Consider the following 16,992-nt stretch of genomic DNA (forward strand, 5'->3'; position numbering starts at 1 on the left):
CACACGACCAAAAAACCGAGGGCGCACGGCCGGCGAAGCCGTGCGCGGGACCAGAATGGGATGCACTGATTCAATGGGGCGCGCAGGCACCGGGGGCTGGCGCGCGCTGTGCCTTTGCCTTGCCGTAACGGGACTGCTACCGCATTGCGCCGCCGCCGCGGGGATCGTCGCGGACGGCGGCACGCCCACGAGCGTGTCGGTCGGGCCGAATGGCCGGCAGCTCGTCAATCTTGCGCCGGCGGTCGCCGGCGTATCGAGCAACACGTATTCGTCGTTCAACGTGACGACCGCCGGTGCGACGCTGAACAACGTCGGCATCAACGCGCGCACGATCGTCAACCAGGTGACGAGCACGAACCGCAGCCTGATCGAAGGCGAGATCGCCGTGGCGGGGCCGCGCGCGAACGTCGTGCTTGCGAACCCGAACGGCATCACGGTCAACGGCGGATCGTTCGTCAACACGGGGCGCCTCGCGCTGTCGACCGGCAGCGTGAGCTTCAACGACCTGCAGATCACCCCTGGCGTCATCCAGCGCAACATCGTGCTCGATACGTCGACCGGCACGATCGTCGTCGGGCCGGGCGGCCTGGCCGGCGCGTTGATCGGGCTGGATCTGATCGCGAAGAACATCGTCGTCGACGGCGCGATCGACAACACGTTTTCGTCGGCGACGGCCGGTGTGCGCCTGCTGGCCGGACGCAGCCGTGTCGAGCTGAACACGGGGCTGTCGCCGAACGACAATGCCAACGACTGGCTCTCGCGTACCGCGACGACCCAGCCGGACACCGCATCGTCCTACGCGATCGACATCACTGCCGCAGGCAGCGTGACGAGCGGGCGCGTGCAGTTGATCGTCACGGATCGCGGCCCCGGCGTGCGCAGCGCCGGCGCGATGAATGCGTCGCTCGGGGATTTCACGCTCGCGTCGAACGGCAACGTCGAGATGTCCGGTGCGAAGATCGACGTCGCGCGAGACCTCGACGTCACCGTGCAGGGCGGCATGACGCTGACCGACACCGACCTGAAGTCGCGTGGCGGCCACGCGAATGTGTCGGCAGCCGATGCGATCGCGTTGACGGGCAGCAGCCTGATGGCGTCGGGCAGCGTCAAGCTGAATGGCGCGGGCATCGCGCTGAATCCCGACGACGCGATGAAGGGCGCCACCGTGGCATCGTCGCAAAGCGGCGTGGTGCTCAAGAGCGCGGCGGACATCGTGAATGTCGGCTCGCTGGTGCAAGGGCAGGCCGCGATCGACGCGGACCCGGATTCGGCGGGCGCGGTGACGCTGAATGCGGCGGGCCGCATCCTGAACCAGTCGCTGCCGCAGACGGGGATCGGCATCCTGTTCGGCGTGAAGGGCGACGTGTCGCTGACCGCGGGCGCCGATATCGTCAACCGGAATGCACGGATCCTGTCGAACCAGAGCGTGTCGATCGACGCGGGCGGAGATCTGCAGAACATCGTCGACCACAGCACCGGCGTGCAGAACGGTGCGGTGGTCGGCTTCTCCGAGCAGGGCGGCCGCTTCCTGTTCTTCAAGCATCGTAGCGACGGCTTCACCGTCGACTATGGCGCGCTGGCCGACGCATCGAAACTCGCGTACATCACGGCCGATGCGGGCAACGTGAGCGTGCGCGCCGCGAACGTGACGAATATCGGCGGATCGATCCTGTCGAATGGCGGCGCGATCGACATCGCTGCGCGTGACAACATCCTCACGCAAGCCATTCTCACCGGGCAGGCATCGTACCGGCGCTCGTGTTTCGTGTTCTGCCGCGCGAGCGCATCGTCGAACGTGCAGGCGTTCGGCGGTGCGATCGAGGCCAAAGCCGACATCCAGTTGAAAGCCGGTACGCAGATCACGAACACGGGCGGAACCGTGCTTGCGTACGGCGCATTGACGCTCGACGCGCCGAAGACGCTCGCGCAGGGCGTGCCGGGCTACACGGTGATCAATCGCGATCACGACCTGAAGGCGTGGTTCGGCAATCGTTGGGCGGCGATCTATGCGGCCGACACCGGCGGCGTGTTCACCGGAGGAACCGGCAAGGTGCGCCTGACCGGCGAGGCCGACATCGACGGCGGCGCGTACAGCGCGCCCGACGGTGTGCTCGCTGCAGGCGGCATCGTGACGATCCGGCCGCCGCATCGCGATCTCGTGACGATCGGCAACCGCAATCACATGGGTCTCGTGTCGTGGTTCGGCCTGTGATGTCGCACAAGGATCACCGCATTGCCGCCGCGCTCGCGTTGACGATCGGCGCAATGTCGCCGTGCGCGCATGCACAGCTCGCGGGCGCGCCGCCGGCCGGCGCGCTTCCGGGCCTCGGCGCGCTCCCGGCCGGGTTGGCGGTGCCGCGTGCGGAACAGGATCCCGCGCAGCGTCTGCTGCAGGAGCAGCGCGACCGGCAGCGCCGCGACGAGATCGCGCAGCCGCCGGCGCAGATCGCGGTGCCCGAGCAGCCGGCGATGCCCGACCTGCCGCCGGGCGCCGACGTCGACACGCTGCCGGACGTCGCGCCGACGTTCCTGATCGAGCGGATCGAATTCACCGGCGACGCGATGCTCGGGCAGCACGAACTGGACCGTATCGCGGCGCCGTTCATCGGCAAGCAACTCGGGCGCAACCGGATCAACCTGCTGCTGCGCCGGCTGACCGAAGCGTTCATTGCGCGCGGCTACATCACGACGCGTGCGTACCTCGGCCCGCAGAATCTCGCGTCCGGCACGCTGAAGATCAATCTCGTTCCCGGCCGCGTGGCCGCGTTGACGCTGAACGGCAAGCCGCTGAGGCCGCGCGATCCCGACGAGAAGTGGTACGAAGTGCGCGGCGGCGGGCTGCTGACCGAAGCCGGTACCGCATGGGCGTTCGCGAGCACGCCGGGCGACGTGCTGCGTCTGCCCGATCTGGAGCAGGGCGTCGACCAGATCAACCGGTTGCGGCGCAATCAGGCCGAAATCCGGATTCTCCCCGGCGAAGCGCCGGGCGATTCGATCGTCGCGATCTCGAACCGCTACGGCGACCGTCTTCATTACGATTTCGGCATCGACAACTACGGCAGCTCGCAGACCGGCAAGACGCGCTATCGCGCCGGTGTCGAAGCCGACAACGTGATCGGACTGCAGGAATCGCTGTCGTTCAGCTACGTCGGGACGACCGACACGAATGCGCTCGTGTTCTCGGCGGCGGTGCCGTACGGCTATCAAACGTTCAGCTACACGGCGTCGATGTCCGAGTACCAGCAGGCGATTGGCGACGTCGCGCTGATCGCGGGGCGCACGTTCAGCCAGATGCTCGGCTGGAACGACGTGCTGATGCGTTCGCCGCGCGGGCGCATGAGCGTCGACGTGACGCTCAACAAGCTGCGTACCGAGCGCGACCTCAACGGCATGCCGTTGTCGCCGCAGAACCTGACGGTGTTGCGTGTCGCGCTGAACGGGCTGTCCCGCTTCGTCATGCGCGATCAGGGCGCAGCCGCGACCTGGGATGTCGGCCTGTCGCAGGGTTTGCCTTGGCTGGCGGCCAGCCACGATGCGTCCGACATCGGCATCGACGATGCGCACAGCCAGTTCACGAAGCTCGATGCCACCGGCACGCTGCAGTTCACGTTCGGCAATTTTGCCGGTTCCAGCTGGGCGTATCGGGGCACGCTTCGCGCGCAGTACAGCCGCGTCGCGCTGTTCGGCAACGAGCAGATCTTTCTGGGCGGCATGGGCTCGGTCCGCGGGTTTACCGAAGGCGGGATCGCCGGTGACAGCGGCGCATTCGTGCGCAACGAGCTGGCCTGGCAGAACGTACCGGCGTGGCACGACGCGCGCATCGAACCGTACGTGTTTCTGGACGGCGGCAAGACGCACCTGAACGCGCAGGGCGGCTGGCCGTCGCTCGTCGGCACGGGGGTCGGCACGCGTGCGCAATGGCGTTTGAAAGGCGGGACCCTGTCGACCGAAGTGCTCGTCGGGCAGGCGCTCGCGCAACCGGCGGCGCTCGGCAAGAAAGCCAGCGTGTTGCTGGCAACACTCAACTGGACGGACTGATGGAGAACTTCATGAATCGCCTGTCGAACGGTCGCGAGCTCGCGATGCAACCCAACCTGCCGGCGCGTATTCGCAAGATCGGCGTCGCGCTCGTCGCGGCGATGCTTTGCGGCGCTGTCGTCCCGCACGCGTACGCGGTCCCCAAGGCGGCGAAGAAACCCGCCGATGCCACCGCCACGATGCCCGCCGATGCGATCGCGAGCGTAAACGGCGTGCCGATCCTGCAAGCGCAGGTCGACGAAGCCGTGCGCGCGTCGAAGGCACCCGATACGCCGGCGCTGCGCGCGGCGCTGAAGAACCAGTTGATCGCACGCGAGCTGTTTCGACAGGCGGCGCTCAAGCAGCACTACGACACGAAACCGCAGGTCGTTGCCGCCACCGAGCAGGCGAAGGCGCTCGCGATGACGCAGGCGTACCTGCGCGATCAGGTCAAGCCGGCGCCCGTCACGGATGCGGACGTCAAGGCGCGCTACGACGCGGTTGTCGCGACGCTCGGCGAGAACGAATACAAGCCGAGCGTGATCGCGGTCAACGACGCGGACACCGCAAAGCAGATCCTCGCGCGGCTCAAGAAAGGCGAGGACTTCGGCGGGCTCGCGCGTCAGTTCAGCAAGGGGCCGGCCGCGGCGCAAGGCGGCGCGCTGAACTGGATCTCGTTCAAGACGCCGATCGAAGCAGGCCACACGCAGAACTGGCCGCAGCCGCTCGCCGAAGCGCTCGTGAAACTGCCGCGGGGCGGGCTGACGCGCGAGCCCGTGCAGGTCGGCGATGCGTACTGGATCGTGCGTGTCGACGACAAGCGCCCGACGCAGGTGCCGCCGTTCGACCAGGCGAAAGACACGCTGCGGCAACAACTCGAGCAGGTCGCGATGGAGAAGGCGACCGCGCAGGTGGTTGCGGATCTGATCCGCAACGCGCGGATCCAGCAGTAAGTAGCCGTAGCAGGTAGCAGCGTCGGGCAGCCGCCCGGCGAACACGCATGCGATGCCGGGCGGGGAAACCCGGCATCGCTCGGCGCCACGGTCGGCCGGCCGATGGCGTACGGCGCGGGGCCACGAAACGAAGCGAACAACAGAAGATGAACACGTCCAAGCGTAAGACCTTGCAGCAGCTTGCCGCCGCCGGTGCGGCGCGAATCGGTGCACGTGCGCGGTCGGCGGCAAGTGCGCCGCGATTCCTCGCGGTCGAGCCGGTCGCGGGATCGTACCGCTGGTGGCAGCGTGCGACGAGCGCGCTGCTCGCACTGACGATGTTCATCGGGCCGATCGCGGTCACCGTCGAGCAGGGCCGCGATGCAGCCGGCGTGCTCGGCGCGGGCAATCGCCGTCTCGACGACGACGCATGGCAGCGGCTGCTCGATCTCGCGTCGCTGCGCGTCCGATTCTCGATGCAGCTCGCGGCCGCCGCGCCCATCGTTGATCCCACGGCGCCGATCTCGTTTCAGCCTGCCATCACGCAGTCGACCGGCGCAGGCGGCGGCGTGCCGGTCGTCAATATCACCGCACCGAACGCGGCCGGCATTTCGCTGAACCAGTATCAGCAATTCAACATCGATCCGGTCGGGCTGATTCTGAACAACAGTCTGATGTCAGGCACGTCGCTGACGGGCGGCAACGTGCAGGCCAACCCGAACCTGAACGGCCGCACGGCGAGCGTGATCGTCAACCAGGTCACGTCGACCGGCAATGCATACGCGAGCTTGCTGAATGGCCCGCTCGAAGTATTCGGCGCACCCGCGACCGTCGTGATCGCGAATCCGAACGGGATCACGACACGCGGCGCCGGCTTCACCAACACGATCGGCGTGACGTTGTCGACCGGCGCGCCGCAGTTCCTCAATGGCGTCGGCGGCAGCGCGGCCGACTTCGCGAACGCGAAGGCGCTCGGCTACAACGTGACCGGCGGTCACCTGCAGATCGAAGGCAATGCCGGCGTCAACGGGCCCGGCGCGGGGATCGAGGGAACCGTGGGCACGATCGACCTGATCGGCGAGACGATCGGTATCAACGCGCCGCTCTATGCCGGCACGCGCATCAACGTGATCGCCGGGCGTCAGTTCGTGACACCGGCCGCCGTCGACACGTACGGCACCACGTACGGCACGGCGTCGAACGGCTCGGACAACTCCGCCGCGGCGATCAATGCCGCGAACGGCGGCGCGAATCGTTCGCTCGCGATCGACGCGACCGCGTTCGGCGCGATGACGGCCGGGCAGATCCAGGTGGTCAGCACCGCGGCGGGGATGGGGGTGCGATCCGACGCGCAGCTTGCCGCGAACGCAGGGGACTTGCTGCTGTCGGCGAACGGCGACGTCTCGGTCGCGGGCTCGGCCGCGCAGCAGCAGGCGACGGTCCATAGTGCCGGCAACGTGTCGATGACCGGTACGCACATCGGGGTCGGCGGTTACGCGATCGACGCGAATGGCGACGTGACGTCGACCGGATCGATCCAGTCCGGCGGCAAGCTCACGGTGGCGGCAGGCGGCAACGTGAACGTCGCGAATGCCCAGGCGCACGGCGACATGACGGTCGCGGGCGGCGCGAACGTCACGCTCGGCGACGTACAGGGCGGCGGTGCGTTGTCCGTTACCGCGCGCGGTACCGACGGCACGGGCGACGTGAACCTGAACGGCACGTCGGTCGTGACCGGCGCAACGACCGTGCAGGCGGCCCGCGACGTCAACGTGAACGGCCAGACCAACAGCGACACGCTGCGCGTCACCGCGCAACGCGATGCGACGGTCAACGCGGCGCTGCAGACCTCCGGCGCGCTGGCGTTGACGGCGACGCAGGGCAGCGTCGTCACGCATGCGACGGTGAAGAGCGGTGGCGATCTTGCGCTGACGTCCGGACAGGACACCGTCGTCGCGTCGCAGGCGACCGCGCAGAACGCGGTCAGCGTGCAGGCGGGGCGCGACCTGAGCGTGAGCGGATCGCTCGCGAGCGGAACGACGTTCGCCGCCGATATCGCGCGCGACGCGTCCGTCGGCGGTTCGCTGATGGTGGGGACCGATGCACGCGTGGACGCGGGGCGCAACGTCGATACGTCCGGTGTCGTGATCGTCCAGCGCAACGGGTTACTGAGCGCACGCAACGACATCACGGGAAGCGGTTCGATCGCGTTCGGCCAGAACGGCGCGTTGAGTGCCGCGCATGACGTCGCGCTGACCGGCAAGCTGCTCGCCAATGGCCTGCAGGTCGATGCGGGCAACAGCGCGAATCTCGCGACGGTCCAGGCGGGCGGCGCATTCGGTGTGACGGCAAACGGTAACGCCGGCGGCGGCGACGTCGTATTCAACGGCAACGCGGCGGCACTCGGCGCCGCCGACGTGCGCGCGTCGCGCGACGTCGTCGTGAACGGCACGCTCGCCGGCGGCGCGCAGGTCGCGCTTGCCGCGCAGCGCAACGTGATCGTCGGCGGCAGCGGCACCGTGCAGGCCGTCGGCGATCTGGCGATGACGGCGGCCAGCGGCAGCGTCGCGTCGGCCGGCACGTTGAACGGCGCGGGCGCGCTAAGCGCGCAGGCTGCGCAGGATGTCTCGCTGACCGGCGCGACGACCGTGACGGGCGACGTGAGCGCCACGGCGGGCCGGGATCTCGTGATCGGCGGTGCGTTGGCCGGGCAGGGGGGCGCGACGCTCACGGCCGCGCGTGACGTCGTCGCCGGCGGCAACAGCGGCTTCGCACAGGACACGACGTTGAGCGCGGGGCGCGATATCGGCGTGACCGGCGCGTTCCAGGGGCGCGCCGTCTCGATGACGGCAACCGATTCGATCGCGCTGAACGACGTGCAGGCCAACGCGGGGCTGCGGCTCGCGACGCGCACGGGCGACGTTTCGATCGGCGGCAACGTGAACTCGCTGACGAACGGAACGATCGACGCGGCGCGCGACGTGTTCGTCAATGGCACGTTGCGCACGGCAAGCGGCCTGACCATCGGCGGCGGTGGCAATACGTCGATCGCCGGGACGGTCCAGTCGAACGGTGACGTCGCGCTGACGAATGCGGCCGGCTCGCTGACGAGCACCGGCAATATCCAGTCGGGCGGCAATCTGTCGGTGAACGCCGCGCAGTCCGTGGATCTCGGCACGCACTCGACGTCGTCGCTCGGCGACCTGACCGTCGACGCGGGACGCGACCTGACGATGAACGGCTCGGTCGTCGCGCAGGGCAACGGCACGCTGAACGCCGGCGGCGCGATAGGCGGCGCGGCCGCCGTTGCGTTCGGTCTCGCGGCGAACGTCGGTTCCGGCGGCGATACGACTCTCACCGGTTCGCTGCGCGGCGGCAACGTGCGGACGACGGCCGGCGGATCGGCCACGCTGCACGACGTGCAGGCTGCCACGACGCTCGCGCTCGGCGCGGCGAACGACCTGAGCGTGACCGGCGCGGTGACGGGCGGCGCGGACGTGGTGCTGGCCGCCGCGCGCAATATCGACATCGGCGGTTCGTTGCAGTCCGCCGGCAACACGTCGCTCCTGGCGACCGGCGGCACGATCGGGTCGACCGGTGCGATCGCGAGCAACGGCGCATTCGACGCGCAGGCAGGCAATGACATCAACCTCGGCGGCAACACGACCGTGTCGCGCGACACGACGCTTGCGGCCGGACGCGACGTCAACGTAAGCGGATCGCTGGCCGGGCAGGGACAAGGCGTCGTCAATGCGGCGCGCGACATCGTCGGCGCAGGCACGTTGACGTTCGGTCAGCAGGCGATGCTCGAAGCCGGGCGCGACGTCGCGCAGCGAGGACTGATCCAGGGGCAGTCGGTCAGCGTGACGGCGGCCGGCAATGCGGCCGTGAACAACGTCGAGTCGACCGGCACGATCGCGCTGCGCGCGAACGGGACGAACACCGCGACGGGCGCGGGCGATCTGCGCATCGACGGTTCGGTCGCCGCCGCGGGCGCGATCACGGCGTTCGCGCAGAACGACGTTGCAATCGGCGGCAAGGCCGCGAGCGGTTCGACGATCGGCGTGACCGCGCAGCGGGACATCGCGGTGAGCGGCGCGATCGAGTCGGTCGGCGATACGGCGCTGGCTGCGCGGCAAGGCAGCCTCAACGCGACCGGTGGCATCAACAGCGGCGGCAAGCTCGCTATCGCGACGGGCCTCGACCTGTCGCTCGGCGCGAGCACCAGCGCGATCGGCGACGCGACGCTGACGGCCGGCCGCGATGCCACGCTGAACGGCACGATGGTCGGACAGGCGAACGGCACGGTGACGGCCGCGCACGACATCAACGGCGGCGGCAAGCAGGCGTTTGCCGCGACCGCGACCTATGCGGCGCAGCATGACGTCGCGCTGACCGGCGGCACGCAGGCGGCGGCGATCACGGTGACGGGCGGGAACAACGCGACGTTGCACGATGCGTCGTCGTCGACCACGTTGACGCTGACCGCGAACGGCAACGCCGGCGAAGGCGATGCCGGCATCACGGGTGCGGCGTCCGCACTGGGGGCGGCGAACGTGACGGGCGCGCGGGATGTGTCGATCGGCGGCACACTCGGCAGCGGCGATGCGCTCGCATTGACCGCGCAACGCAACGTGGCGGTCAGCGGCGGTGTGGAGTCGAACGGCGATCTGAAGGCAACCGCGGCGAACGGTAGCGTCATGCTTACGGGGTCGACCACGACGGCGGGCGCGTTCAACAGCCTGTCCGGGCTCGATACGCAGCTCGGCGGCCAGATCGCGGTGGCGAAGTCGACGAACGTGCAGGCCGGTCGCGATATCGCGTTGACGGGCACACTCGCGGGTCAACGCGACGGCACGCTGAGCGCGGGCCGCGACATCATCGGTGCGGGCGCCGCGGCATTCGCCCAGGCGGCGACGCTCGATGCCGCGCACGACGTCGCGCTGACCGGCGCGCTGCAGGCCGCGGCCGTCAGCGCGACGGGCGGCAACAATGCGGGGCTCGGCACGGTCCAGGCCGTCAACGGCAATCTCGACGTCACGGCGAAGGGCGGTGCCGGCGGCGGCGATGTGACGCTCGGCGGAGCGGCCACCGCGTTCGGCGCGATGCAGCTGCAAGCCGCGCGGGACGCTTCCGTTGCGGGCGCAATCAACACCGGCGGCACGACGACGATCAATGCGGCGCGCGGTGTCGCGCTGTCGGCGGTCAATTCGGCGGGCGATCTCGCCGTAACCGCTTCGGGCGGCAACGCGCGTGCGGCGAGCCTGACGACGCAGGGCAACCTGAACGTCGGCGCCGCACAGGACATCGCGGTGACGGGGCAGAGTGTCGCGGGCGGCAATGCTTCGCTGAACGCGGGCCGCGACATGACGCTCGCCGGCGTCGGCGCGCAGCAAGACGGAACGTTGACGGCGGGTGGCTCGGTGACGGCCGACGCGATCGCGTTCGCGCACCAGGCGAGCGTCACCGCGGGCGGCAATATCGCGGTGACGGGCAACGTCGCGACCAACGGCGATCTCGCGATGACCGCCGGCAACGATTTGTCGGCCGGCTCGGTGCAAGCGGGCGGCGCGATCGGATTGCGGGCGCAGGGCCGCAACGGCGCCGGCGACGTGATGGTGAACGGCGCGGTGACGTCGGGTAACGCGACGACGATCGCGGCCGCGCGCGATGTGGGGCTCGGCGCCGCGTCCAGCGGCGGTGCGCTGAACGTGACGGCCGGACGCAGCCTCGGTGTCGCGGGCGCGATCAATTCAACCGGCGACGCGACGCTGACCGCGACGGCGGGCAATCTCGGCGTCGGCGGCGCGGTCATGTCGACGGGGAATGTGCGGGCCAGTGCGGGCGGCGGACTCGCGCTGCTTTCCGGCGGGCTCGTGAACGGCGATACGGCGTTGACGTCGGGCGGCACGATGACGCTCGGCGGCGCGCTGTTCGGTCTCGGAGCCGCGAGTATCAACGCGGGCGGTACGCTGGGCGGCGGCGCGGCACTGACGTACGGCAAGGACATCGCCGTCAATGCCGGAAACAGCATCACGCTCGGCGCGATTCAGGGCGCCGGCAAGTTGACGGCGGTGTCCGGCGGCGACATGTCGCTCGGTGCGACCACCGCGGTCGGCGACGTATCGGCAAAGTCGACGGGCGGCAGCGTGTCGTTCGGCGGCCTGTTGCAGTCGGGCGGCAATGTCGCGGTTCAGGCCGCGAACAACGTGTCGCTCGCGGGTGGCGTGGGGTCGATGGGGACGGTCGACGTCAACGGCATCGGCGGCAACGTGTCGGTCGCGGGCGTGTCGGCGAACGGCGACGCGACGCTGCATGCCGGACAAACCGTCGCATTGAGCGGCAACAGCATCGTTGCGGGCCAACTGGGCGTGTCGGGCGGCAACGTCACGCTGAGCGGTTCGGCCGTCGGATCGAAGAACGTAACCGTTTCCGCGCTGGGAACGGTCGATGCCGGCAATGCATCGCTCGTCGCATCGCGGAACCTGCAGGTGAACGGCTCGAACGTGACGCTTGGGAATGCGACGGTCGGTGGCGCGCTCACCGCGCAGGCATCGAACCAGCTCACGCTGGCGGGCGGCAAGGCAGTGAACGTCGTCGGCAACGCGACGCTGGCTTCGCAGAACGGGCTGTATAACGCCGCGAACGTGCTGGCCGGATCGCTCAACGTGTCGGCGACGAACCTGACGAATGCGGCGGGTGCGTCGCTCGCGTCGATCGGCACGACGACGATCAACGCGTCGAGCTTCGCGAACGCCGGGCTGGTGAACGGAACGACGACCAACGTCACCGTCGGGGGCGCGCTGACGAACGTGGGCGGCTCGCTGATGGCGGTGAACGCGCTCAACGTCAATACCGGGACGCTTAATAATCAGAACGGGATCGTCTTTGCCGGCAATCCGCAGGCCGCGACCGGTGCGACCGGCGACGTGTCGTTGACGATCAATGGCGGCAACGGCGCGTTCTACAACGCGGGCGGGCAGTTGCTCGCGCAACGGAACATGGGGATCAGCGCTGTCAACATGGCGTTCGATCCGTCGCAGGGGACGATCAGCCAGGGCGGCAACCTGTCGATCACGGCCGGGTACGTGAACGTCGGCGGCACGTGGAATTACGGCGGGCAGAGCGTTGCGTTGACGGGACTGAACGGGATCACGAACAACGGCACGATCACCGGGACGTCGCCGTTGACGCTGACGGCAGGCGGCAGTTTCGAGAATCACGGGCAGGTCACCGGGGCGGATGTGACGTTCAACGGCACGCTGAATAACGCGGCCGGGGCGGTGGTGCATGCGGATAACGCGTTGACGCTGAACGGCGATACGACGAATCGCGGGACGGTCGAGGCGGGTAGTGTGCTGACCGTGAATGGGGGGAATTACGACAACCAGGGTGCGACGACGCAGTCGAAGGGCGACGCGGTGTTTCGCTTGAGTGGGACGTTGCAGAACACGGGTGGGTCGATTGTTGCCGGGCGGAATGTCAGTATTTCCGCAGGTGCGGTGGTGAACGACCAGACGGCGCCGGGCGCGGCGGTGACGACGACGCAGGACGTCGTCGATCCGGGATTGCTGTGGTCGGGGGCGGTTGGCGCCGAGACATACTGGTATCAGTACCGGATTCCAGGGCCGGGGGATTCCGGTCTGACTCTCGGCGATACGACGTTCAGCTTCAATACGACACTCGGCAATCTGCTGTCGCCGACGGGGGCGCAAGCTGCCATTACGTCGAGGTCATCGACGAATCCGTGTCGGGAGTATTGCGACCTGAGCGTTTCGTCGCCCGTCGCGGGATCCGGAACGGTCACGTTTAACAAATTCCAGGTGTACGTTGGCGACAATTCTCGCGGCAATCCTCAGTATCAGACCGTATGGTACGTCGGCAACGGGCCGCAACCGGGCGCATTAGGCACGCGCACGTTTACACTGCCGACCGTCCACGAAACCACGACGACCCAGACGCCCGGGACGTCGGGCGTCATTTCGGCCGGCGGGTCGATTTCGCTGTCGGCCGGCTCATTATCCAATCGCGGTGGCCAGATTGCCGCGCAGGGGGATGTCGGGCTGAACATCGGGTCGCTCGGTAATGGCGCGGTCGCGCCGACGATGATCAATCAATCGGTGCGCACCGTCGATCAGGGCGAATACACGGCGTTCCTGAATCAGTTGAAATCGATCGGCACGATTGCCGCCAAGGACGCGCAGCGTGAGGCTGACGGCATTAAGCCGACCGTGTTCAGCATCTTGCCGAATTCAGCGGCGCCGACTTCAGTCGGAACGGTCAATTCGTCCACGCCGACCGGCATGATCGCCGCCGGTCACAACCTGACGGTAGGCGGCGGAAATCTCGTCAACGAAGGCCTGATGTACGCGGGCAACGACGTCGCCATCGCGTCGGGTACGCTCACCAACCAGGGCGGCAATCAGCAAAACTATTCGAGCCAGGTCGGCTGCGCATCCGGCGTGCCGAACTCCGCCTGCGGCAACGCAGGCCAACCGCGCGGCAACAACCCGACCACGACGACGTTCGGCTACAGCCAGAACGACGCGACGATCTATGCGGGCCACGATCTCGTGATCGCAGCCGGCCAGATCAACAATACGTACGGCAACCTGCTCGCGGGCCACGACATCGTCATCGGCGGTGTCGGCACGACCGCAAGCTCGACCACGCCCGCACAGAGCCTGAACAACACGTCCGGCAACATCGTCGCGGGCAACGACATCAAGCTCAACGTATCGGGCGCGATCACCAACAACCTGCCGCCGCCCGTGCCGGTACACGAGAACTACGGCAAGCACGAGCAATACTCGGGCTGCATGACAGCCGGCGGCTACAAGGAAAGCTACTGCGAGGGCTATGTCGACCAGCAGTCCGGCAGCTCGTCGGTGATCAGCGCGGGCAACAACCTGCAGATCAACGCGGGCAGCCTGACGAACATCGGCAGCCTGATCGCGGCCGGCAACAACGCGACGATCGCCGTCGCAGGCCCCGTCGTGAACGAGGCGCAGGTGCTGAACGCCTACTGGCACTCGCATTGGGTGCAGGAAACCGGCATGTTCAGCAGCGACAAGCGTCACGACATCTGGGCGTGCGGCACGCCGGAGCAGTGCAAGGCGCTGTACGGGAGCGCATACACGAGCACGGGCGGCACCATCGATCCGCCGACGCCGGTCGGCAACATCGCGGCGACGATCCAGGCGCCGAACCTGTCGATCTCGTCGAGCGGACAGATCCAGAACGTGGGCAACGTGATCGGAACGTATGTGTCGTTGACGGGCCAGAAGCTCATCAACGGGATCACGACCGCGAACACCTACACGCCGCGTGTCAATGCGCCGTCGCAGGTCATTTCGCTGAGCCCGGTGGACTTGCCGGGGCTGAACCTGTCGGTGCCTCGTGCCGTCGGTACCGGCAAGCTGCCGACACCTGTCGCGGGCGCTGCGTCGTACGTCGACGCGTCGCTCGGCGGTTCCGTGCTCGGCTCGCTCGGTCCGCAGGACTTGCTGAACAATCTGCCGTCGGCGCTGCAGCCTTCATCGACGCTGTTCTATTACAACCCGCAGGAAGAGGACCTGCTGTTGCAGCAGGCGGCGCTGAAGCAGACCGGCAAGTCGAGCTTCGTCGACGGGCTGACGTACGACAACGAGAAAAACCTGTCCGTGACGGCGCAGGAAAAGATGTACCTGTATCAGAACGCGGTCGACTACTCGAAGGCGCACGACCTGCAATTGGGCGCCGCGCTGACGCAGGAGCAGATCAACACGCTCGACAAGCCGATGCTGTGGTACGTCGAGCAGACGGTGCCGGACCCGTCGTGTCACGCGACGGGAGCGGCGACGTGCCCGACGATTACCGCACTGATGCCGCAGGTGTATCTGCCGCAGGACACGCAGGCAATGTCGGCGGGCGGCAACATCTCCGGTCATGACGTCACGCTCAAGTTCAATCAGGACGGTGACGGCAGCATTCTCAATACCGGAAGCATCACCGCATCGGGGACGCTGAGCGTCGACACGCACACGCTGACGAACCAGGCGAACCAGGTCAACGTCGGTGAAATCTGGCAGAAGGTCGATGGCGGATATCTGAAGACGACCGGGACGGTGGTGCAGCCCGGCGGGTTCATGAGCGCGGCGAACATGGAGTTGAATGTTCAGGCGCTGAATCAGATTGGTGGGGCGCTGCAGAAGCTGGCGGCCGACGGGACGATCGATCAGAGTGGGACCCAGCAGGCGCTTGCGGCGCTTCAACAGCAGCTCGGCGGCAATTTCACGCAAACGGCACTGAGCGACAACCTTCATCAGGATTTCGTGAAGGAGGGCGGCTCGTTCGGGATGACGCAGATCTTCTCGATGGTCGTCGCTGTTGCCGCGGCAATCATGATGCAGCCGGAAATATCCGCTGCGATCGCGTCGATGTCGGGCGCTGCCGAAGCGGCAACCACCGCGGCATTCATGGCGGCACAGCAGGGACTGACAGGTGCTGCCATTACCGCGGCCGCAAGTGCGGCAGGCGGTTCTCTGGCCGTTGGTGGATTGGCCAACACCATGATTGCAGTCGGGTTGAGTTCGTTTGCATCGAGCGCGCTCGGCCAGGTGGTCGCTAGCGGCAAGATTGATTTTGGCGCGAGCCTGAAGAATGGCCTGATCGGAGCCGTGACTGCCGGGCTGACGAACGGCATCACGTTTGACAGCGGTTCGGGCTCGTTCGGGTTCAGCGCGAATGCTGCATTCGAGGGAAGTGCGCCGTCTCTTTCGGCACTGGCCGGTGTGCAGAACACGGGCAATGCGCTGGTGCCGCAAGCGGGCGCCGCATCTGTGTCCCTGCCTGCCGCCGCGTTGGCAATGACGGCGGATGCGACGATTCAGGCGGGGGTGCAGACTCTGATTGGCGGGGGACGTTTCCTCGACAGTTTGCGAGATGGCTTCGTCCGGGATGCTGCAGCAACAGTCGCGTACGGCATTGGTGACACCACCAGTCCTTATTCCATTCAGAACGTCCTCGAACATGCCGTGCTCGGATGCGCATCAGGTGCGGCGACGGGGCAAGGATGCGGCGGCGGTGCTGTAGGTGCTGCGGCGAGTGCGGTAATTTCGCCGCTGCTCGTTTATGGGACGGCGAAGAATGGGGTTGACGGATCGGTACAGCAGGCGTTTGTAAGCGCGTTCGCGACCGCAATCGGCGGACTGGCGGCAGGTGTGGCCGATCAGAATGCCGAGGCGGGCATGGCTGCGGCGCAAAACAATGCCTTGAACAACGATTTGCAGCACGTCGACAAAGTCGTCGAGCTTATCGACAAGCTGAGGTCGAAAAACCAAACACTTGCGTCCGCGTACAGTGCGGACGATTTGCTGAAAGCCGCTGAGAACGTTTATGGCGCGAACGGTGGGCCGAATGGGATGCGCGTATGGGGCAGCCTCGCCGATGCCCAAGCCAACACTGCCGCGCGCGGCACGACCTTCTACAAGGACGCGCAGGGACAATACGTCGAGCAGTGGAAGGTTCCTGTCGGGGCTGAAGATGTTGCGCGAAGCGTGGTGGACAACGCGGCATATTCGTATGGTCCCGGCTACGCGGATGTCACGAAGGACAACCTTGGCCAGTTGATGTCGACGTACATCGCCAAGTTCGGCGCTGACACGTCAAATTTCCAGGGATTGGGTGAAGGTGCTGCCGGCTTGGGGCTGGCAGGGACATTGGGTAAAAAGAATGCGTCTGGCAGCTTCTCGATTATTGACTGGCAAGGCTATCCCAATGGTGTTCCAATGCCAGATGGGCCGTTTCAGTTGCTAGAAGGGGCAGAGTATGCGGCTGCACGCAAGGCAGCGAACGCTGCGAACAGTTCCATTCGTCAAGATCAGGGACTTGTTGGACAGCCGGTCGATGTGCATGAGGTGCAGCCTGTTAAGTTTGGCGGCAGCCCCACTGATCCGGAAAACAAAGTTGTAATTCCTCGAGATCTGCACCGTCAACAGGTTACGCCATGGTGGAATCGGCTGATGAAGGATATTAAGAACTGAGGGGCTGCTACGATAGCCTA

The 16,992-nt window shown here is 67.0% G+C and carries 4 protein-coding genes; all 4 read left to right on the forward strand.

What is annotated here, in order from left to right:
• Positions 1–73 precede the first annotated feature (73 nt).
• The 4 genes from QZM72_RS14605 to QZM72_RS14620 all read left to right on the forward strand — a co-directional run bounded on the left by QZM72_RS14605 (position 74) and on the right by QZM72_RS14620 (position 16,972).
• On the forward strand, positions 74–2,212 hold the full coding sequence (locus QZM72_RS14605) for a filamentous hemagglutinin N-terminal domain-containing protein (RefSeq protein ID WP_301738471.1): 2,139 nt from the start codon (positions 74–76) through the stop codon (positions 2,210–2,212).
• Positions 2,212–4,038 (forward strand): ShlB/FhaC/HecB family hemolysin secretion/activation protein, encoded by a 1,827-nt coding sequence (locus QZM72_RS14610; protein WP_301738473.1) that lies wholly within the window; start codon positions 2,212–2,214, stop codon positions 4,036–4,038. Before QZM72_RS14605 ends, QZM72_RS14610 begins: the two co-directional genes overlap by 1 nt.
• An 11-nt stretch (positions 4,039–4,049) precedes the next feature.
• Complete coding sequence (locus QZM72_RS14615; protein WP_301738474.1) at positions 4,050–4,970, forward strand: peptidyl-prolyl cis-trans isomerase; 921 nt, start codon at positions 4,050–4,052, stop codon at positions 4,968–4,970.
• 146 nt (positions 4,971–5,116) lie between these two features.
• Complete coding sequence (locus QZM72_RS14620; RefSeq protein WP_301738475.1) at positions 5,117–16,972, forward strand: filamentous hemagglutinin N-terminal domain-containing protein; 11,856 nt, start codon at positions 5,117–5,119, stop codon at positions 16,970–16,972.
• Positions 16,973–16,992: the final 20 nt, after the last annotated feature.

It is taken from the genome of Burkholderia sp. AU45388, assembly GCF_030481585.1.
Lineage (GTDB): Bacteria > Pseudomonadota > Gammaproteobacteria > Burkholderiales > Burkholderiaceae > Burkholderia > Burkholderia sola.